Source organism: Cohnella phaseoli (assembly GCF_003386235.1).
Lineage (GTDB): Bacteria > Bacillota > Bacilli > Paenibacillales > Paenibacillaceae > Cohnella > Cohnella phaseoli.
In genome coordinates, this window is sequence record NZ_QRDZ01000031.1 from 69,260 (window position 1) to 90,623 (window position 21,364).

The 21,364-nt window shown below is 51.6% G+C and carries 10 protein-coding genes; 2 read left to right on the forward strand and 8 right to left on the reverse strand.

What is annotated here, in order from left to right:
• Positions 1-43 precede the first annotated feature (43 nt).
• From DFP98_RS29865 to DFP98_RS29885, 5 genes are all read right to left on the reverse strand, one after another.
• Positions 44-6,688, reverse strand: a complete 6,645-nt coding sequence (locus tag DFP98_RS29865) for an S-layer homology domain-containing protein (RefSeq protein ID WP_116064295.1) — start codon at positions 6,686-6,688, stop codon at positions 44-46.
• A 141-nt stretch (positions 6,689-6,829) separates the two neighbouring features.
• The gene (locus DFP98_RS29870; RefSeq protein ID WP_116064296.1) at positions 6,830-8,248 is read right to left on the reverse strand and encodes a hypothetical protein; all 1,419 of its coding nucleotides are present in this window, start codon (positions 8,246-8,248) and stop codon (positions 6,830-6,832) included.
• Between the two features lie 13 nt (positions 8,249-8,261).
• Positions 8,262-9,083 carry a carbohydrate ABC transporter permease gene (locus DFP98_RS29875; protein WP_116064333.1) on the reverse strand — a complete coding sequence of 274 codons (822 nt, stop codon included), beginning with the start codon at positions 9,081-9,083 and terminating at the stop codon, positions 8,262-8,264.
• 71 nt (positions 9,084-9,154) lie between these two features.
• Positions 9,155-10,054: an ABC transporter permease gene (locus DFP98_RS29880; RefSeq protein ID WP_116064297.1), complete on the reverse strand. Its 900-nt coding sequence runs from the start codon at positions 10,052-10,054 to the stop codon at positions 9,155-9,157.
• A 78-nt stretch (positions 10,055-10,132) separates the two neighbouring features.
• Positions 10,133-11,857 (reverse strand): extracellular solute-binding protein, encoded by a 1,725-nt coding sequence (locus DFP98_RS29885; protein WP_116064298.1) that lies wholly within the window; start codon positions 11,855-11,857, stop codon positions 10,133-10,135.
• 174 nt (positions 11,858-12,031) lie between these two features.
• On the opposite strand from DFP98_RS29885, the gene DFP98_RS29890 reads away from it, so the two are divergent.
• Both DFP98_RS29890 and DFP98_RS29895 read left to right on the forward strand, forming a co-directional pair.
• Positions 12,032-13,756: a sensor histidine kinase gene (locus DFP98_RS29890; protein WP_116064299.1), complete on the forward strand. Its 1,725-nt coding sequence runs from the start codon at positions 12,032-12,034 to the stop codon at positions 13,754-13,756.
• 1 nt (position 13,757) lies between these two features.
• Positions 13,758-15,419 (forward strand): response regulator, encoded by a 1,662-nt coding sequence (locus tag DFP98_RS29895; protein ID WP_116064300.1) that lies wholly within the window; start codon positions 13,758-13,760, stop codon positions 15,417-15,419.
• Positions 15,420-15,606: 187 nt separating this feature from the next.
• On the opposite strand, the gene pflA is transcribed toward DFP98_RS29895, so the two are convergent.
• The 3 genes from pflA to adhE are packed head-to-tail and all read right to left on the reverse strand — an operon-like array spanning position 15,607 to position 21,356.
• Complete coding sequence (gene pflA / locus DFP98_RS29900; RefSeq protein ID WP_116064301.1) at positions 15,607-16,362, reverse strand: pyruvate formate-lyase-activating protein; 756 nt, start codon at positions 16,360-16,362, stop codon at positions 15,607-15,609.
• A 54-nt stretch (positions 16,363-16,416) separates the two neighbouring features.
• Positions 16,417-18,696, reverse strand: a complete 2,280-nt coding sequence (pflB, locus tag DFP98_RS29905) for a formate C-acetyltransferase (RefSeq protein ID WP_116064302.1) — start codon at positions 18,694-18,696, stop codon at positions 16,417-16,419.
• A 50-nt stretch (positions 18,697-18,746) separates the two neighbouring features.
• Positions 18,747-21,356, reverse strand: coding sequence for a bifunctional acetaldehyde-CoA/alcohol dehydrogenase (gene adhE / locus DFP98_RS29910; protein WP_116064303.1), 2,610 nt, complete (start codon positions 21,354-21,356; stop codon positions 18,747-18,749).
• Positions 21,357-21,364: the final 8 nt, after the last annotated feature.

Below are 21,364 nucleotides of genomic sequence, written 5' to 3' on the forward strand. Positions count from 1 at the left end.
GGACGCTCCTATTCGCGTCCCCTTCGACTAAATATGTGGTAAGCTAATCCCTTTGGGTTATTTCTACAAGCACATTCATGAGAAACTGCGCTGCTTCTGCTCTCGTTGCATACTTTGCAGGATATAAACGACCTTGCGTTCCGTTAACCATCCCCATCTCATACAAAGCCGAAATACTATCCCGAGCATAACCGGATATTGCATCGGCATCCTTAAAGGAGCTGAGATCGGCATTGCCCGATTTATCGTTCAACAGCTCCAGCTTTCTCAATGCGCGTTCAGCAATGGTGAACATTTCCTGCCGGGTGATTTGATCTTTCGGTTTGAATTCGTTTTGTCCGGTGCCATTTATGAGCTGTAACGACTTGGCTATTGCCACCTCTTCAGCGTAGTAATCGCCCTTGCTCACGTCGCTGAAAGAATCCGTCTCCGTGCCGCTCAGCCCCAATATACGAATGAACATCGTTACGAAATCCGCGCGAGTGGTCGTGGCCTCCGGCGAGAAAGTGTTATTCCCCTTGCCTTTAATGACATCCCGCGCTGCCATATATTTCACCGCTCGCTCGGACCAATGGCCTTTCGCATCCGCAAAAACCTTCTCCCGATACAGGACATCGAAAGTTCCGCTTTGCGCGGTCCGGAACATCATTTTGCCATTTGCGTACTGACTTTGGGGAATCAAGCTGATTGTCTCGCCACTCTTGCGATATGCAACGACGTAATCGCCGTTCTCTCCCGGCTTGAGAGCCCAGTTCAATTCGACTTCTAGAGGGTACTCCTCGTCCTTCCAATCCATTGGTTTATCATTGACCAGACATTCGATGATAAAGCTCCCTTTCCGAATGACAAAAGCGATTCGATCGGCAGAACTCGTTGCTAGCTTCCGAATCGATTCTCTATTGACCTTTAGCGAACCAAAGTCGGTCCTTATTGATAGGCTTGCCAGTTTATCCGAATTGGATAGCCATTCAGTGATGTCCGTTAGGGTTACTTGAATCTCCTTCATCGTTTCATTATTGGTATAGTCCAACACAAGGTCGACAGTCCCGTTCTCATTCGGCTTAGCGGCTGCGAGCAATTCCTTCAGCTTCTGAGGCGAAAGCGAAGCTTTCAGACTGAGGGCGCCTTTAACTTCTTTGTCGATGTCCTTCTCATTAGGAATAGGAGATGAAGTACCCGGCCTAGTCTCTGGTTCCGGTTCATTTTCCGTAACCTGAAACATTGCCGTTCCCTTCGTTTGGCCGTAACTAACCTCGACGTTATACGCTCCTTTATCGGCTGAGGCCGGGACGGAGATCGACACGGTCGATTTATTGGAGTCTACTGTCCCTCCCGATAGGGTAAAGCTTTGTACGCTGCCGGAGCTGTTTTTTACGGCCACCGACAAGCTTTCACCCGCCACGATGCCGGCGGTCGTAATCGGAATCGTAACGGTACCCGCAGTGCCCTTAACTAAAGCCTGGGGAATCGGCTCGCCCAGCTCGATAGATACCTGTTCTCCCGCTTCAACGAAGTAGAAGCTATCAACGTAAATGGATTCGATATTCGTCTTGTTGTTCGCGGGAGACACATAAGCGTACACGGCTTGTTCAGCGATATTATCCGCCGTTGCCGTGAATTGTCCAACTTTTACGTCCGTCCAAAACATGTTTTCCATGCTGCTCGCGGGAACGATTGTCGGAGACAGGATCGTACCGCCTGCGCCATAATCCATACCTACGGTAAAGGCATCCCCCTCGGGCTTCGGAAAGGACGGCCCGTTGACCACATCGGCCATTAACGCCGTTGTGTAATTGACCTTAACTCTTGCATACACATCGTAAGTTTGACCTAGGGTAAGATTCGCATCGCTCGTATAGCTGTAGAAGTCCATCGGAGAATTGCTATCGCCGATAACCTTCATGGCCGTTGTGCCGTCGGACGCAGAATAGTCGGCCACGCCTTTGCTGCTGCCGGATGCCCATGTTCCGAAAAGCTGGTCCTGAACCTCTTTGACAATCTGTTCCCCGTTTCTGACGAGCTTGAATATTTTTCCGTCGCCGGCCGCAAAATTCACATCGGACAGAATGTAACTGTCCGCCGTCGTCCGAAATTCGACTTCCGATTCGCTGCCGTCCGATTTGCTCACTTCTAAGATCGACTTGACATTCATTCCGAGCTTCTTGCGATCGATGGCAATCGTCACGTTATCCTCGGACTCCGCGTTATGGTTGACGACCACGATATACTTGTTCGGGGTGCTTACGCTCTCATGAGTCGTCACGTCGGCGCTCGGGTATCCCGGATCGAACGGCTGAACTGTCGCCCCGCCCCCGCCGCCCGTTGTCGTAGCGACGTTAGCGATTCTGCGCATATCGAGGATAGTCGGTTTCAGCGCTTCGACTTCGCCAAGCAATTGCTTGATCGTATCGTAATCTTCCGGTCGTCGCGTATAGTCGTAGTCGACCATCCCTTTCCAGAGAATCGTCGATTGGTACATAAAATAAGTAAATCCTCTTGCGCCTCTGCCAATCGCTTCGTAGGTCATCGCCCTGACTTCCGCAGGCGTTGGATCCCTGAACACGCCTCCGTCTCCAAACGCTTGCAAAATCATCCAAACCGGCGCATTGTTCGTTAGATTTTTGCGGATTTGTAAAGTCGATACATCCAGGCTCTCTTCATAGGAAGCATTCGGGTATGCTCCAATATGCTTGAAATTGCCCGGTGTAGGATAAGGACTGGCAGCGGGATACAGATCCAGACTCATCGCCTGAGTCAGGTTGGAAGGATAGAAATATTCCGCATCCTCGGGCATCGCATAATCGATAACCGTAAACCGTTCCGGATCTATGCTTTCCAGCATCCTTCTCATCACGGACAGATTGTCCCTGAATCGTTCCTTGTTACGGACATACATACTTCGCGGCTCGTCGAACAAAAGGTAGCCGATCAGTTGGTCCGCATGTTCGGATTGCAACGCTTTGTTAGCGTGTTTTTCCAATGCTTCGTACATCGCAACTTCATCGTTTCCGTACATCGCTTCCGAATCGTAGTGGTAACCCTCCCAGAACTTGAACAGCTCATGCGAGTCTGGTAAACCGATTAGCTTAAGTCCGTATTCCGCCGCCTTTTCCAACGTGATCTCGTAGATATCCGGCTTTTTGAGCCAGTTTGCGAGAAATACAGTGTCGACTCCCGCTTCTACTAAATCCGCAAACGTTCGATCCAAATAGGCGGCGGCATCCGCCGGGATATACGGAATATTCCAAGCTTCATACCAGACGCCTTTAGGATAGTCGTCGAGCGCGGGATTCACAGCTGCTTTCGTCAGTTGCACGCCGCTTATGACCTGAACGTTTTTCCTCATAAAGATTCGACCGTCCGACCGTTTCACTTCGATCGTATAAAGTCCGTTAGCCACCCTGTGGCCCTGATCGTTGGTGCCGTCCCACTGCTCTTTCGCGTACGTCCAATCCGCCCTAGCCTCTACAATCTTCTTAATCGTGTTTCCTTGATCGTCATAAACCTTAACATCAATGGTTTTCCCAGGCTCATACAACCCGTGGATGCTGTAATAAATGGTGGCCGTATCGTTAATGCCATCTTGATTGGCCGGCGAAATTTTGTAAGGGTACACATTGTTGTACTTGTTCGGATCGTAATAGATTTCCGGAAGCTTTCTTGTCAGCGTTGCGCTGTCTACTCGAAATGAAGGAAAGTTCGCCGCATTGGAAGTCGAATAAACTTTGACGAGATATTCATGGGAAGGATCGATCGTAATCGGCAGCAAAACCCCTCCTCCTCCGTAGTATTCAAGCTTCATCGTAAAAGGGGCCTGCGCCGTGCTATAGATTTTCTTGGCCATCAACGCTTGGCCTGTCGTCGCATCATGCAAGGAGACGCCCATGACATCCCCGACGGCAAGATCCCAATCCGAGCCAGGTACGCGGTCGGGGTTCACCAGCAATTGCAACGTATAATCGCCGGCAACGAAGCTGCTTCCATCGATCGGGATTTCCAAAGAAGGCGCATCTTCGTTCACCCCGTTCATTACTCTCGTAGCCCTGTTATCGGGGGTTAATCCGTCGGGAATATTCGAAGCGTTGGCGCCGAGCGTAAACCCGTCATTCTGGATCACATAGAGTACGACTTCTTTTAACACGATACGATCCACATAAATACCGGAGACCCCGCTATTTCCCAGTCCTTCCACGTAGAACTCAAGCCGATTGACGCCGTAATTCGGATTTATCGTCCCTACTCTGAACTCTCCCCACTGACCCTCCGTTGTATCGGACACGTCGATCGTTCGGGACGGGATCAAATCCTTTTGTTGAGTGGAGTCATAGACGCCGATTTTGACGACACCGCCGCCGGTGCTTGTGCCGCGGTCGATTTTCAGCTTGAAATAAACATCGTACGGGGCAGCATGCTTAAGCATACTGAAGTCCCAATCCCTATATACGATATCCCTGCTTGCGCTATCTCCTGCCATCGTTGCCGAGAATCCATCCGAGGCCGTCCCGTCAGTTGCGCTTGCGGCGTTATTGCCGTATTGAAAGCTACTATCTTCAATAGTGAAGTCGCCGGTGACGCCGAGGGGACGAGCCCTTACGCGAAACTGGGAACTGTTCAGTTGGGAGCCGTCATAATGGATGTTTATCGTGTAAACGATATCTTGCGCGGCATTTGTTTCCGGCACGACAACCTTGATGTTCGCTTGATTCGCGACCACCTTATTGCCCGTAATCGCGAACTGGGAAGTCCGATCCGCTCCGGTGCTATCGATAACAGTAATCGACAAATCTTCGTTATCCCCGATATTCGTCGTCGCGATCGGAATCACCAGAGCTCCTCCGGAATAAGACATTGGGTTTCCCGTAATCGGCAGCATTACGGCTGCGGGGATCCCCTGCACGGCAAAGCTCGTTTCGGTTTTCGCGCCGTCCGAAGCTTCCAGTTCGATCGTATAGACGCCTTCCGGCGTGCCGTTCGGAACTAGGATCGCGACCTGGGCCGCATTAGCCTCGATCGTATTTCCCGAGACGGCAAACGATAAAGTCTCTGTCACATCGGCTTCTTCCTGATCTTTAATCGTTACGGCCAATACGGATCCATCGGCGATGTTGGCAGAAGAAACGGATAAACGGATTTCCCCGCCCTTGTTAGAGATTGGGCTGTTCCTAACTTCGCCCACTTTAAGATAAGGGACTTCCGTCACGGTAAATGCAATCGTGCTGGACGGGATATTCGCGTATTTAATTTCCGCGGTATAGTTGCCATCCGATGTTGCAGGCGGGATTTCCACCTGAATATTCGCCTGACCGGAAACAACTGTAGTCCCCGTTATCGAGAAGCTTTGTTCTTGCCCCTGTTCATTTCGAATAACGACGATAACGCTTTCATTATCCGCGATATTGTGCGTAGTCACAGGGATGACGACTGCTCCGCCGATTGCAGCGGCGACGGGGTCTCCGGTTATTGTCTCGACGGAAATTACAGGGGCATGCTGTACAACAAAAGTTCCTTGATGAGTCGTGCTCCCATAAGCCACTTGGAGGGTGTATGTGCCGGCTTCCGTGAACGGCGGAATTTGAACAGCCATTTGCACGGCATTCCCTGAAACGAAGTTCCCGGTGAATGCGATGCCTGAAGTTTGGGTCACGTCATTTCCATTCGCATCGTAAACTTGCGCGACTACCGTCTCCGAATCTTCGATATTCAGAGTGGTTGCGCTTACATTTAATGTGCCGCCATTGTAAGAAACGGGCGTTCCTTGTACATTGTCGATCATGATTAAAGGAGCGTTCGTGACTTCAAAGGCCGCTCTGCCGGTCGCGGCATTCCGATAGCTGGCTTCGACGGTGTAAATCCCGCCTTTGGTGCGCTGAGGAACAATGATCTTAATATTCGCTTGATTTCCGCGAACGATATTGGATCGAACTTCAAAGCTTTGCTGCTCGCCATTGCTATTTGTTATTTTCACATCCAACGGCTCTTCATCTGCGATGTTAACGGTCGTAACGGGGATCGATAATGTTTCTCCCGAATGCGATACCGGTGAGGTCTGGAACTCCCAGCCCAGATTGATGGCCGGAACATCGTCCGGCGCCTCCAAATAATAAAACTTGTCAACAGAAATAGCCGAAAGGATATTTTCCATTCCGTCGGCGGAATACAGATAAACGGTATCCATCCCGTTCAAAGAGGGGATGTAGGTGCCCACCTTAATATCGGCCCATTCATTCGAATTCAACTGGGATAATGGAACGCGAATTCCGGGAAGCGGGAAGTTGTTCTGGGATATGGAATATACGCCGACAGAAAAAGCGTAGCCCGGGGCATTTTCATTGTTAAACTCCACTTTCACCCTTGCATAAAGGTCATACGCCTTTCCTGGAACGAAAGGCGACACTCCGGTTGCATTGCCGAATTTGTCGTTGGTAAATATTCCGTTCGTCATGCGCAGTTGAAAATCCCACGTATTTACCGCTTTAATGAATTTTTTCGCAGTCAAACCGTCTGATGCCGTTTCATCTGCTACACCGAATAGAGTATCCGGCGTATCGTATGTATAAAACAACGAATCCTGCCCTACGTACTCAAACGGGCTTTCTTCCGCGTAAGATACAGCGGGAACCGCCATTACATTAAATGTTGAAACAATTAGAACTAGAGCTGTTAATGTGGATATCCATTTTTTGAACAACCCAAACACCTCCGCTTATTTATGTTTCCAAGATTTCAACCTAAGCTTTCGATCTTCATAAGGAAGAGGCTGCCCCATTTCAAGCAATTCCGCTTATGGGACAGCCTAAGATGTGCCAATCCAAGCCATCAGTTTCTTCTATTAAAAATTCGCATCTATAGAAGCGCGTTCGATTGGATTTTTGACAAACAAGGATTGCAAAATGCGCACAGCCTCCGACGCGATCATCTCCCATGCTTCAGGCGCGAACTTGGACCAATTAGCCGTATTGACTTCGTAACCGCCACGTTCGAATGCCTGACTCGTGGGAATGTAGCCGGCAAATTGGGTATTATGCACGATATACGTGAATTCAGCAGGAGAATCCAGCTTAATCTGCATCCCGCCTTCGGCGAACGGCTCGCCCGGTAAACCGACGAACGCGGCATCCCCGATTCGAAGCACTTGGATTTCATAATGGTATAGCGGGTTGCGCTTATACTGCTCGTGCAGATCCAGCAATCCGGATGCGTACACCCATCGATCGTCGACGAAAATTTCGTCAATCGCGCGCGGAGTCGGATGCTCGGCAATATATCGCTTAGCCGCTTCTACTTCTACATCGTTTAGCTGCCTCAAGGGAATGTCGATGACATGAACGCGCCAATCCAAAACCACTTGATCCTGGTAGCGCATTCTATTCATCACCTGCAGCGTCTTCTGCGCCAACCGCTCTCCCATTATCCTTGCATCGTTGTTCGGTGCATCGGCGTAAGGATCCCACGGATTGATGTTTCCGCAAGCTCCGTTAAGTACAAGCGGAACGCAGGAATCGCCGTAGTTTTTTTGCAGGCCGTCCGACCATGCGCCCGGCCAATCGGCCGAAATGAAAAACTCTCCAAGCTGATGTACGGGATGGCAAGTATAACTGAGCAATAAGGCAGCGGGTTGACCCGATTGCGACTGGAAACTGACGACGCCCAATTCCGGGTCCATCGGACCTTCCAGGCAGCGGGATAACAAATCGGCCGGCCCCGCCGCACCCGGCATCCCAATTGAACCGTCCTTCATAATCATCCGGCGATTAAAAGCGAGTCTGCCCTCCACTGCGCTGGATACCCCGATCTTGACTGGCTCCATCGCTTCAATGGCCTGTTCGACGGAAGCGATAATCCGGCTTACGGCGAAGGAATGGTAGCCTTCGTCTCCCCCTCTGAGCCAATCGAATTCTTCCGGAATCTCCGTATATTCCTCGCTAATCTTGAAGTGCCCAAGGGAAGGGGCTTTATGATTTTGCGTCGCGTGAAGCAAGACCGCATCCCGGTCGAAGCCCCATCTTCGCTCCAGCTCGTCGCGGATTTCCTCCACGTACCTGCGAATAATCATCAATAGATCCAACGCGATAATACATAGCTTGCGGTTCCCTTCGGCAATGACGACCGTCTTGACGTAAAGCGGGTCTTTAATATAATCCACATATATTTTACCGCTGATCGTGGCGCCTCCCAGAATAACGTCCTTCCCCGGCGTTATATCGATTCGGCTGCTGCCGACTTGCAGCCTGTTCGCATGCGTACTCATCTACTACCACTCCTTATCCTTTCACGCTGCCAATGACCATGCCTTTTACGAAATAACGCTGCAGAAACGGGTAAACAATAATTACCGGGAGCATGCCGACAAACAATTGAGCCGTTTTTACCGTTCTCGAAGATACCGCCAATACTTCTCCGATATTCGCCACCCTGCTCATGTCCGGATTCGTCACGATCGTTTGCAAGTAAGTTTGCAGCGGATAATGACTCGATTTATTCATATAGATGAGCCCATCGAACCAGCTGTTCCAGTGAAAGACAATCGTAAACAAGGCGATCGTCGCCAAGGAAGGCAACGACAACGGCACATAGATCCGAAACAGAATCCGCCATTGACCGGCCCCGTCCACGACAGCGGATTCCTCCAGTTCGAGAGGCAGACCGCGAAAGAAGTTCAGCATCAGCGTAACGAAAAAAACGTTGAGTGCCGCAGGAAAAATAAGCGCCCCTAGCGAATCGATCAGCCCGTAGGTTTTCACGATAATATAAGTAGGAACAAGTCCGCCGCTAAAAAGCATCGTGACGACAAAAAACCATACGTACGCGGTTCTGGTGCGAAAGCTTCGCGTTTCCTTCGAAAGCGGATAGGCGGTTATTACGGTTAACAAGCAACCTAGCGATACGCCAAGCACAGCCCGCTGTATCGAAACCCAGAACGAAGCTATAAACTTCGGCTCTTTCATGATGTAACGATAGGCGTCCAAATTAAACTCCAATGGCCACAAGGTAACAAGACCCGCATTGGCCTTTGCCGGACTGCTTAGGGAAAAAGCCAACACATGAATAAAAGGCAGAATGCACAGAATTGCCAACAAAATCATAACAATGGGGATTGCCAGCCCGACCTTATTAAGGGAGTTTCGTTTTTTCTTGTGCACCTTCTCGCCCCCTCTCAGAAAATGCGATAGCTGGCGAACCGATAAGCCAACCAGTAGGATGTCGTAATTAAAATTGTGCTAATAACCGATTTGAAAAGTCCGACTGCCGTCGACACGCCGTACTGGGCATCCAAAAATCCGACGCGATAGAGCATAGTGTCGATAATATCGCCGGATTCATATACCGATGGGCTGTATAAAATAAACACCTGCTCGAAGCCCGCATTCAGAACATTGCCCAAGCTGAGCACCCCCATCAACACGATGATGGGCAGCATTCCCGGAAGCGTGACGTGGATCGTCTGTTTCCAGCGGCTTGCCCCATCGATATTCGCTGCCTCATACAAAGCCGGATTTATCCCCGTGAGCGCAGCCAAATAGACGATCGTAGCAAACCCGAACTCTTTCCAGACATCCGATATCACGAGCGTAAACGGGAACCACTGATTGCTTCCGAGAAAGAAAATCGGATCCAAGCCGATCAATTGGATGAGCCGATTAACGACGCCTCCCTCGATCGAAAGGATGTCCATTAGAATACCGCCGAGAATGACCCAGGATAGAAAATGGGGCAAATAGATCAGCGTCTGAACCGATCTGGTTAAGTATTTGTTTTTCAATTCATTCAGCAATAAGGCGACGATAATCGGTACGAGAAGCCCCGCTATAATTTTCATAAGGGCGATGAACACGGTATTGTAGATCACCTGGTAAATATCGGGCATATTCATCATGTAGACGAAGTTATCCCATCCGACCCATTTCGACTGAAAAAAACCCCGATTGGGAATAAACTTTTGAAAGGCAATGACAAGTCCGGCCATTGGCGCATAAGCGAACATGAGCGCAAAAACTATACCCGGCAACAGCATCAAGTGAAAGGAAAAATTTTTTCTGAATATTCTGAATTTCATAAATACATCCCTTCTGGCCCCGAAATTCGCTTGGGAGGAAGACTACCGGCAAGCAATAGCCTCCCTTCGGCCAGCTAACTATTCGTTCACTTCCTGCGTAATTTGATCTCCGCCTTGTTTTTTCCAATTCGCAACGTACTTATCGAATTCTTCAATCCCGACTTCGCCGAGAATAATTTTGGTCATCATGACGTTTTCCATCTTGATCAGAGTAGACATTTTTTCGGTCATCGTTGGTGTGGACGCGACCTTCAATGCCGTAGGCGTCAGCAAGTCGTTGTCGAAATAGTGCTTTAGAACGGACGTCCCGCTATGAGGAGTACCGAATGTTTGATAATAGATCCAACTGGTCGCGACTTCCGGGTCCTTCGTGTTCTTGGGATCCTCGGCATAACGATAAATCCCTCGGAGATAGCCGAAAACATTGGCGGTCATCGTCTTTTCGTCCGGCTGAATATTCGCGTCAAAGGCGGCTTTGACCGCATCATGCTCGATAATGTGCGCCATCGGTGAATCGAATCCAACAATCGAGTATTGGGAGTACATGATGCCCGTTTCCTGATTCGTCGAGTATTCAAGCTTAGGATGAACAAGCCAATGCTCTTGGAAGAAGTTAGCGAGCTTCACGACGACTTCCGGATTTTTATAGCCCTTTTTGACGACCCAGTAATTGATGGCTGTCGGCCCAAGGTACGTTTTGGCCGGTGCATCGTCGAAGGAAACAATCGGGTACGCATTCAAGACCGCGTCCGGATTGTTGACGATCATATCCTTAATCCCGTCGAACGGAGCCGCGAACATATTGTAGAACAAGCCTAATTTCCCGGCGATGATCGCTTCCTTCATTTTGCTGATGTCCTTTACGCCGAATTCCTTATCGATGACTCCGCTTTTGTACAATTCGGCGAGCTTCAAGAGCGGCTCTCTCATTTCCGGTTGGACGCTCCCGTATACCGCATTGCCGCTCCCGTCTTTAATCCATTTGCCGGGATAAGCATGGTAACTATTCATGAATCCGAACAAGTTGGACTGCACTCCCGAGCTGGATACCAGTTCCTTGCTTAATCCCAGTCCATACGTATCGTCGACGTTATTTCCGTCAGGATCGTTTTTCGCGAATGCGGTCGCGATATTGATGACATCGTCCATCGTTTTCGGCGGCTGCAGTCCCAGCTTGTCCAGCCAATCCTGGCGAACCCAGATCATCGACGACTCCCAATACCCTTGCGTCATCGCGGGCACTGCGTAAATCTTCCCGTCAACCGATGCCGCATTAAGCGCCAACCCGCCATCGGAATTCAATTTCTCGCGCGTAGCCTCGCTTGCGTACTTCCCAATCGCTTCGGTTAAATCCTCAATCATGTCGGCTTCAATCAGGCTCTTCAATTGCGTGCCGTTAACCATGACCAGATCGGGGATGCTTCCGGAGGAAATAGCGACGTTTACTTTGCCTTCGTACTGCTCCTTCGGAACAACCCATTCGTTAGTCAGCTTGACGCCGAGATCGCTTTCATAAAAATCGTAAACGAGATTCTTGTCTATCGACTGCCCGGGCTCGAACTTGAATCCCTCATCGGCGCGGCTAATCGACAATTGAATAGCCGGTTCATATTTACCGAGCGGATCGACGACCTCCTCCGTTTCCGTCCCTGCTGCTTCATTGCTTCCCGAAGGTTGCGAGGCAGACGGAGCAGCTGTCGCCGATTTCTCCTCGTTATTGTCGCTGCAAGCGCTTAACAATGAAGCAATCAAACATGCAAGCAACAGCAATGAAACGGAACGAGCGGTCTTGCTTCTCTTCATTTCAAGTCCCCCTATCGGATGTTTGCACTCGAGTGTATCTAAACTTTACGGTAGACAGGTCTGCCGTTCAAGGGTAACATCTTGCATTTCTTTGTAGTCTGTTGCACACAATTTCGCGATTGTCCTTTCAAGCGTTTCCCAGTATGATGAACAAAAAAAGGAGGCTGGCCGTTCATGGATATCATTTCGCTCCCCCCGTTCCGCTCCGGCATTTTCCTAAAGCTGCTCCTTACGCTATTGTTTATTTTTATCCCGATCTATCTCATCGGCTTCATGATGAATAAATCCGGCGAAAATATTATCCGCCAGCAAATCTTGTACTTAATGGAGCAGAAGTCATCCTTCTTCGTAACCTCCTTGGACTCGGAATTCAACCGTATCTTCAGACTGCAGACGAACTTTCTGAACGACACGGATTTACAGGATATCAGTATCCGTCCCGATTCCTTAAGCAGCTATGAATTGACCAAAGCGATTAACGACCTCCATTCCAAGATGTTGACACTTTCCGAATCCAGTCGATATATTAAAGAGGCTTTCGTCATCATGCCTAACATTGATCGGCGTCTTTCATCGACGACAGGTCTGTCCCCTATGGATCCCGTCGAGCTTGCCAACTTCCGTACAAACGCGATTTCCAAGAACGGATTGTACATGAAGGATAATCGCATCTACACCGTATTGGGTTACCCGCACGTGACCAAAACGCAATATTTGCTCATTATCGAATTGTCCGTTTCGGCCATTAGCCGCGAGCTCGTCGATCCGAACGAAGTCGGAAACGGAGCTTCGTTTTTGCTCGTTCGGGACAATGCGGCTAACGCGAAGATGATTGTTTCCCCTGCGGAGACCGGCATGGAGAAGGTGCGATTCATGGAACAAAGCACTGCCATGGAAGGAAACGTACTGAAAATCGGGGACAAACGATACATGCGTTTTATCGAATCGTTCCAATTTTCCGATTGGGATTTCGTTACGATTGTCGAGGACAACCACATCCTTAAGCCCGTCTATTCGTTCAAAAAATGGTTGTGGATACTGTCGCTGATTTCCGTTATTATCGTCATTATCGTGTCTCTATCTTTACTTCGAGTTATTCATAAGCCGCTGCATAAATTAATTTTGGGATTCAAAAGGGTGGAAAATGGCCAGTTCGATCTTAATTTGCAGCATTGGAACAATGACGAATTCGACTATTTGTACCGCAAATTCAATACGATGGCGGGCAAGCTGAAAATCCTCATTCAGGAAGTGGCCGAGCAGTCCAAACGGAGTCAGAATGCGGAATTGAAACAGCTGCAATCCCAAGTAAATCCTCATTTTCTGCACAATAGTTTGTATATTATTTACCTGATGGCTCAAGACGAAAACTATGTGGGCGTATCCGAAATGTCCGAGCACTTAGGAGATTACTTTAAGTTTATCACCCAGAACAAAGCGGACTTCATCCCTCTCGAGAAGGAAATCCAACACGGCAAAACCTACTGTTCCATCCAACAGCTTCGATTCGGCAGCAAGATTAAGTTACAGATCGAAGTATCCGGATCGCCTGACGATTGGGAGGTTCCTCGTCTCATCATTCAGCCGTTTCTTGAAAACGCAATCATACACGGCCATGAAAATACGATGACCGGCGGTTTCGTAAACGTTCGCTTGTTCATAGAGCCGGATTCGTTAAAGATCGAGATCGAGGATAACGGCAAAGGGATGACACTCAAGCAATTGCAGGACTGGGAGAATAAACGCAGCGACGCCCATGCGCTGGAGGATCATGCGCTGTGGAACGTTCATCGTCGCCTGCAATTGCGCTTTGGAAGTCGGAGCGGAATCCACTTGCAAGCGAACTGCTATGGCGGAACGACCGTTACCCTGATCGTCTTCAGAGAAGGAGTGGATTGAGTTGAACCATGTACTGTTGGTCGATGACGAGCCGATGATCGTCGAGGGACTTTACAACCTGTTAAACCGAATCGAGGAACTGGAGCTTATCGTTTGGAAGGCCCATTCCGCGATGGAGGCCATTCAGGTCATGCAAAATAATCGTATCGACATTCTCATTACGGATGTCCGCATGCCGGGGATGTCAGGCATTGAACTGATCGGGCATGTGAGGAAGCACTGGCATCACTGTAAGGTCGTCTTCCTATCCGGATATTCCGATTACGAGTATTTGCAAAACGCGTTCCGTCAAGGCGCCTTCGATTACTTAATGAAGCCGGCCAATTATGACACCATTCTGGATACGCTGCAACGCGTGATTTATAGTATTCAAGCCGAATGGCAAGAACAGAACGTCATCGCGCAGGCGGAGCTTCATATGCAGCAAGCGCAAACTTTGTTGCAAAAGGACTTCTTCAAAAATGTGCTTGGCCATAAAAAGCTGACCTTGAAATCCATTGCCGAACACATTCAACATTTTCAAATTCCGCTCTCACCCGATCAACCTCTCATCTTGATGATCGGTAGAGTAGATCGCTGGCCGACCGGGTCGCAATTAAAGGATAAAATGCTGTTGGAATACGCCGTTAATAACATCGTGGAAGATTATTTGCAGCGCTTCTGCCGTATTGCAACCTATAGCGAGCAACGTTATATGATCTGGTTCATTCAGCTCCGGGAGCCCGTTGTGCCGCAGGAAGATGCCGAGGAAATCAGAGACTTGCCCAAGCTTCATTGGTACATCGGCCAACTCATGGAGAAAATACAGCAATCCATTCAACAATTTATCCATCTCCCCGTATCGTTCGTGCTGTCCAAGTCGGACGTAACCTGGACGGGCATTCCAATTACATACGATGAGATGTGCGAATGGATGCGTCGCGGGATTGGGCTGGATGAGAAGATCATCCTAGTTGAGCATGCCGATCTGCTGCTATCGCATTATGCCGAGAATGAGCTCTCCCCTCAGGAAATCCGAAGAAATATGAATCAATTGCTCCATTCGCTGGAATCCGGAGACAGCGTGTCTTTTCATGACGGCATGACGGGATTTTTCCGCTCCGTGCAGAAAAGCGTTTTTCTAGATTACAACCTTCAAATGGAAATATTTTTACATCTATCCACCATATTTATTTCGTACATGAACGCAAGAAAAATAACGAAAACGATTGGCCAAACCATCGAGTTAAAATACTTGGCCAACTACGCGATGTTCGCCAATTGGGCGGCCTTCGAAGAGTACTGCTCTCTGCTTGCGACGTCGCTATTTTCGAATACTGAAACCGAGAGGAAGGATCAGAAGAAAGAAATCATTGATAAAGTGGATGCCTTTGTCATCAGATCGTTGAATAAGGATATTTCGCTTGACCAGTTGTCCAGCGTATTCCATCTTAGTCCTTATTATCTATCGCGACTCTATCATTCCGAGAAAGGAATCACCTTGTCCGAACGAATTAAACAGCTCAAGACGGCTCGCTCTAAGGAATTGCTGCTGATCGAAGGAATGAAAATTCAAGACGTAGCCGTCGAACTCGGCTTCGATAGCGTGTCTTATTTCACCAAGTTTTTCAAAAAAAACGTCGGAGTTACGCCGCAGGAGTATAAGCTAAATAATTCGCGATAATTGGACGTTTAAAAATAAAGGGGCTGTCTCCTAGGCTCTTCGAATTGCTCTAAAAGATAATCGATGATAAAGGTGCAAGGTGTATATACCTTACTTTATATATCAATCATCTTAAGCAACTCTACCTAGGAGACAGCACCTTTTTGTTATTATTACGGTTTTACAACCTCTTATAAGCCCGTGCAACTCACCCCTGAGGACATTGTGAGATCAAGCTGCCCTCCGTCCTCCCTTGCTCGATCAACCGGTTCGCTCTCGCGACTTCTTCCGGCCCGGGCTCGAGCACGCCCTCCAACGGATACGCTTTGCCTAGCTGGTGCCACTTGTACACGCCCATCCGGTGGTACGGCAGCACTTCCAACTTCTCCACGCCTTCCAGGCCGCCGATAAAACGCCCCAGCTCAAGCAGTTCCTCCTGCCCGTCCGTCCAGCCGGGGATCAGCACTCTTCTGATCCACATTTTCGTCCCGCGGTCCGATAGATGCCGCGCAAATCTCAAGATGCGATCGTTCGGCTGGCTCGTGAGCTCCCTGTGCCCTTCGCGATCCATGCGCTTCAAATCGAGCAGCACGAGGTCGGTCACTTCGAGCAAAGCCTCGGCATGGCTAGGTTCGCAGAAGCCGGAGGAGTCGAGCGCGGTGTGCAGCCCCCATCGTTCCTTGCACGCTCTGAACAGCTCGGCCACGAACGGCGCTTGCAGCGTCGGCTCTCCTCCCGTCACCGTAATGCCTCCGCCGGAACGGCGGTAGTATTCGACGTAAGGCTCGATCTCCCGCAAAATATCGTCTACGCTCCGCAGCGCGCCGGTCTGCGTGTCCCACGAATCGGGGTTGTGGCAATAGCGACACTGCAGCGCGCAGCCTTGAAGGAACAGGACGAACCGGATTCCCGGCCCGTCCACCGTCCCGAACGTTTCAAGAGAGTGGATTCTCCCTGTATGCATGCTCTCCGCCTCCCTCTCTTGACTGTTGATCGACCGCCGCTCGCCCTTGCCCGATTAGACCGATCCGTGGAACGTCCGGTTCAGCACGTCGAGCTGCTGCTCGCGAGTCAGCTTAATAAAGTTGACCGCATAGCCCGAGACGCGGATCGTCAGCTGCGGATATTGCTCCGGATGCTCCATGGCATCTAGCAGCTGTTCCCGGTTAAAGACGTTGACGTTCAGGTGATGCCCTTTGCTGGCGGCGTAGCCGTCCAGCAGCGATACGAGGTTGCGAACACGCGTGTCGGCTTCGCGGCCAAGCGCCTTCGGAATGATCGAGAACGTGTTCGAAATACCGTCCAGACAGCTGGAGTAAGGCAGCTTGGCGACCGAGTTCAGAGAAGCGAGCGCGCCTTTGCGGTCGCGTCCGTGCATCGGGTTGGCGCCCGGAGCGAACGGCTCGCCGGCTTTGCGGCCGTCCGGCGTGCTGCCGGTTTTCTTGCCGTAGACGACGTTGGACGTAATCGTCAGCACCGACATCGTCGGCAATGCGTTGCGATAAGTCGGGTGCTTACGCAGCTTATTCATGAACGTCTCGGTCAAAGCGACGGCGATGTCGTCCACTCTGGCGTCGTTGTTGCCGTACTGCGGATATTCGCCTTCGATCTCAAAGTCGACGGCCAGTCCATGCTCATTGCGAATCGGCTTGACCTTGGCGTACTTGATTGCGCTAAGCGAGTCGGCGACGACCGACAAACCGGCGATGCCGCAAGCCATCGTGCGCAGAATTTCGCGGTCGTGCAGCGCCATCTCAATGCGCTCGTAACTGTATTTATCGTGCATATAGTGGATAACGTTCAGTGTGTTCATATACAGTCGGGCCAGCCAATCCATCACGCGGTCGAACCGTTCCGCAACCTCGGCGTAATCGAGCGTATCTCCCGCCAGCGGCGCCAGCGCCGGACCGACCTGAAGGCCGAGCTTCTCGTCCTTGCCGCCGTTGATCGCGTACAGCAGCGCCTTACCCAAGTTCGCCCGCGCTCCGAAGAACTGCATTTGCTTGCCGATCCGCATCGCCGATACGCAGCAGGCGATACCGTAATCGTCGCCGAACTCCGACCGCATCAGATCGTCGTTCTCGTACTGGATCGAGCTGGTGTCTACCGATACTTTGGCGCAGTAGTTTTTGAAGCCCTCCGGCAGACGAGTCGACCAGAGTACCGTTAGGTTCGGCTCCGGCGCCGGTCCCAGGTTGTACAGCGTATGCAGGAACCGGAACGAGTTGCGCGTCACCCTTGTGCTGCCGTCGTTGCCCATGCCGCCGATCGATTCGGTGACCCATGTCGGGTCGCCGCTGAACAGCTCGTTGTAGTCCGGCGTACGGAGGAACTTAACCATGCGCAGCTTCATAACGAGATGGTCGATCAGCTCCTGCGCCTCGGCTTCGGTCAGCTTGCCCTCCCGCTTGTCGCGCTCGATATAGATGTCGAGGAAGCTCGATACGCGGCCAAGGCTCATCGCCGCTCCGTTCTGTTCCTTGATCGCCGCCAAGTAAGCGAAGTACAGCCATTGCACCGCTTCGCGGGCGGTTGCCGCCGGGCGGGAAATATCGTAGCCGTAGGATGCAGCCATCTGCTTCAGCTCTCCAAGGCTGCGGATTTGCTCGGACAGCTCCTCCCTCGCCCGAATCACATCTTCGGAGATGACGTCGGTTTCCAATTGCAGCAGATCTTCCTTCTTGGCTTCGATCAGCCGGTCAACCCCATACAGAGCGACTCTGCGATAGTCTCCGATAATGCGTCCGCGACCGTAAGCGTCAGGCAGTCCGGTAATGATGCCCGCTTTGCGCGCTAGCTTCATCTCGGTCGTGTAAGCGTCGAATACGCCTTGGTTGTGCGTCTTGCGAATATCGGTAAATACTCGGCGCGTCGCTTCCGGCAGCTCGTAGCCGTACGCTTTGCAGGCGTCGTCCACCATGCGAATGCCGCCGAACGGCTGAACCGAACGTTTAAGCGGCGCGTCGGTCTGCAGCCCCACGATCTTCTCCAATTCCCGCTTAATGTAACCCGGCCCGTGCGACACGATCGTCGATATGGTCTCGGTATCGATATCGAGCACGCCCCCGTTTTGCCGCTCTTGCTTCATCAGCTCCAGCACGTTCTGCCACAGCTCCAGCGTCGCTTCCGTCGGCTCCGCCAGGAAGGACTCGTCTCCTTCGTAAGGCATCAGGTTCAATCCGATAAATTCGTTCACGTCGACGTGACGCTGCCAGCGGCCGAGGCGGAAGCCCCGCCAGCCGTCGGACGAAGCGGCGGCGACCGCCGCTTCGTTCAGGTGCTTCTCTGTAGTCGCCATGTTGGTACCCTCCCAAGGTGATATAAGGTGTGTTCACAAAGCTCGTTCTATTAAGCGAATTTTCCGTAAAACGCGTTGCGGTACACGTCGGCCAGCTCAGTCACGAGCGGCATGCGCGGGTTGGCGGTCGTGCATTGATCCTCGAAGGCTCTGTCGGCCAAGTAGTCGACCTTACTTTCGAAATCGTTCGCTTCAAAGCCGAGGGCTTGGAACGATTCCGGTATACCGAGCGCGCTGTTCAGCTTGCGGATCGCGTCGATCAGGCTGTTCACGCCCTCCTCGGTCGTGCCGCAAGGCAAGCCGAGCAATCTGGCGATGTCCGCATAGCGCTTGTCGGCGACAAAGTGGTCGTATTTCGGGAACGAGGCGAACTTCGTCGGCTTCTCCGCATTGTAGCGAATGACATGCGGCATCAGGATCGCGTTCGTACGACCGTGCGCCGTATGGTACTGTCCGCCCCACTTATGCGCCAAGCTGTGGTTGATGCCGAGGAACGCGTTGGCGAACGCCATGCCTGCGATTGTCGAAGCGTTGTGCATTTTCTCGCGGGCCTTCGGATCGGCCTTATGATACGAGTCTTCCAGGTTTTCGAATACAAGCTGAATCGCCTTAAGCGCCAAGCCGTCCGTGTAATCGTTGGCCATGACCGATACGTACGCTTCGATCGCATGCGTCAGCACGTCCATGCCGGTGTCGGCGACCGCCGTCTTCGGCAAGCTGTACACGTAATCCGGATCGATAATCGCGACGTCCGGCGTCAGCTCGTAATCGGCGAGCGGATATTTCGTGTTCCCTTTATTTTTATCGGTAATAACGGCGAACGATGTAACCTCCGAGCCGGTTCCCGACGTCGTCGGAATCGCGACGAATTTCGCTTTGCGGCCTAGCCGCGGATATTTGTAAATCCGTTTGCGAATGTCCAGGAACTTCATCTTCAGCGAATCGAAGCTGGTGTCCGGATATTCGTAGAACAGCCACATCGCTTTCGCCGCATCCATCGGCGAACCGCCGCCGAGCGCGATGATGCAGTCCGGCTTGAATTGCGCCATCATCCTCGTGCCGCGTTCCACCGTATCCGTCGACGGGTCGGGCTCGACGTCCGAGAACACTTCGATGGCGACCGGCAGCTTCCGTTTGCGCAAATAGTACTCGACCTTCTCGACGTAGCCGAGGCTGACCATCGCGGCGTCGGTGACGATCATGACCCGTGTAATGTCCGGCATTTTCTCCAAATACTGCGTCGATCCGCGCTCGAAGTACACTTTCGGCGGCACCTTGAACCACTGCATGTTCAGCGTGCGATAAGCGACTCGCTTCAGGTTGATCAGGTTGACGGCCGTGACGTTCGAGGTCGTCGAGTTGTGGCCGTACGAGCCGCAGCCCAGGGTCAGCGAAGGCAGGTTCGTGTTGTAGAGATCCCCGATTGCGCCGTGCGTCGAAGGCGAGTTGACGATGATCCGGCCGGTTTGCAGGCGAGCGGCGAACGCTGCGATCACCGCTTGGTCGTTCGAATGAATGACCGACGAGTGGCCCATGCCGCCGAAGGCGACGACTTGCGCAGCGCGCTCGATGCCTTGCTCGGCGCTTTTGACTTTGTAGCAGGCCAGCACAGGGCTCAGCTTCTCCGCCGACAGCGGGTACTTGTCACCGACTCCGGCCAGCTCGGCTACCAAAATTTTCGTACCCTGCGGCACCGTAATTCCCGCCATCTCCGCGATTTTCACCGCCGGTTGGCCGACGATGACCGCGTTTACCGCGCATTTCTCCGAGTTGATGACCAGGCCCGATACTTTCTCGGTCTCTTCCTTGTTCAGGAAGTAACAGCCGAGCTGCGTCATTTTCTTCTTGGCCGCCGTATAGATCGCTTCGTCGAGAATGACTGCCTGCTCCGATGCGCAAATCATGCCGTTGTCGAAGGTCTTCGACAAAATCAGGTCGGTGACCGCTTGGTCGAGATCGGCCGTCCGCTCGATAAAGCACGGAACGTTGCCGGGACCGACGCCAAGCGCCGGTTTGCCGGTGCTGTACGCCGATTTAACCATTGCCGAACCGCCGGTTGCCAGCACAAGCGCCACGTCTTTGTGGTTCATAAGCTGCTGCGTCGCTTCGACCGAAGGATGATCGATCCACTGAATGCAGTGCTCCGGCGCGCCTGCCGCCACCGCCGCTTCCAGCAGCGTTTTTGCCGCCTCGCGGCTCGATTTCTGCGCCGACGGATGGAAGGCGAAAATGATCGGGTTGCGCGTCTTGGTCGCAATCAACGCCTTGAACATCGTCGTGGACGTCGGGTTGGTCACCGGCGTAATGCCGGCGATGACGCCGACCGGCTCGGCGACGACGCGGTAGTTCTCATACGGGTTGTCTTCGACGACGCCGACCGTCTTCTCGTTCTTGATGCTGTGGTAGATGTACTCGGTGGCAAAGATGTTTTTCGTTATTTTGTCCTCGTATACGCCCCGTCCGGTTTCCTCCACCGCCATTTTCGCCAGCAGCATGTGCTTATCCAGACCGGCCAGCGCCATTTTCTGAACAATTTGGTTTACGGCGTCTTGATCGAGCAGCATAAATTCTTCCTGAGCCTGCTTCGCTCTCTCCGTCAGCAGGTTGACTTCCTTCTGCGCGGTAACAAACGTTTCTTGAACTTTCTCATTGGCTGCCATATATGCGA

Excerpts from the sequence above, each read along its gene's own strand:
- DFP98_RS29870 (WP_116064296.1), bottom strand. The coding sequence starts at position 8,248 with ATGAGTACGCATGCGAACAGGCTGCAAGTCGGCAGCAGCCGAATCGAT.
- DFP98_RS29875 (WP_116064333.1), bottom strand. The coding sequence starts at position 9,083 with ATGATTTTGTTGGCAATTCTGTGCATTCTGCCTTTTATTCATGTGTTG.
- DFP98_RS29880 (WP_116064297.1), bottom strand. The coding sequence starts at position 10,054 with ATGAAATTCAGAATATTCAGAAAAAATTTTTCCTTTCACTTGATGCTG.
- DFP98_RS29885 (WP_116064298.1), bottom strand. The coding sequence starts at position 11,857 with ATGAAGAGAAGCAAGACCGCTCGTTCCGTTTCATTGCTGTTGCTTGCA.
- DFP98_RS29890 (WP_116064299.1), top strand. The coding sequence starts at position 12,032 with ATGGATATCATTTCGCTCCCCCCGTTCCGCTCCGGCATTTTCCTAAAG.
- pflA (WP_116064301.1), bottom strand. The coding sequence starts at position 16,362 with ATGCATACAGGGAGAATCCACTCTCTTGAAACGTTCGGGACGGTGGAC.
- pflB (WP_116064302.1), bottom strand. The coding sequence starts at position 18,696 with ATGGCGACTACAGAGAAGCACCTGAACGAAGCGGCGGTCGCCGCCGCT.
- adhE (WP_116064303.1), bottom strand. The coding sequence starts at position 21,356 with ATGGCAGCCAATGAGAAAGTTCAAGAAACGTTTGTTACCGCGCAGAAG.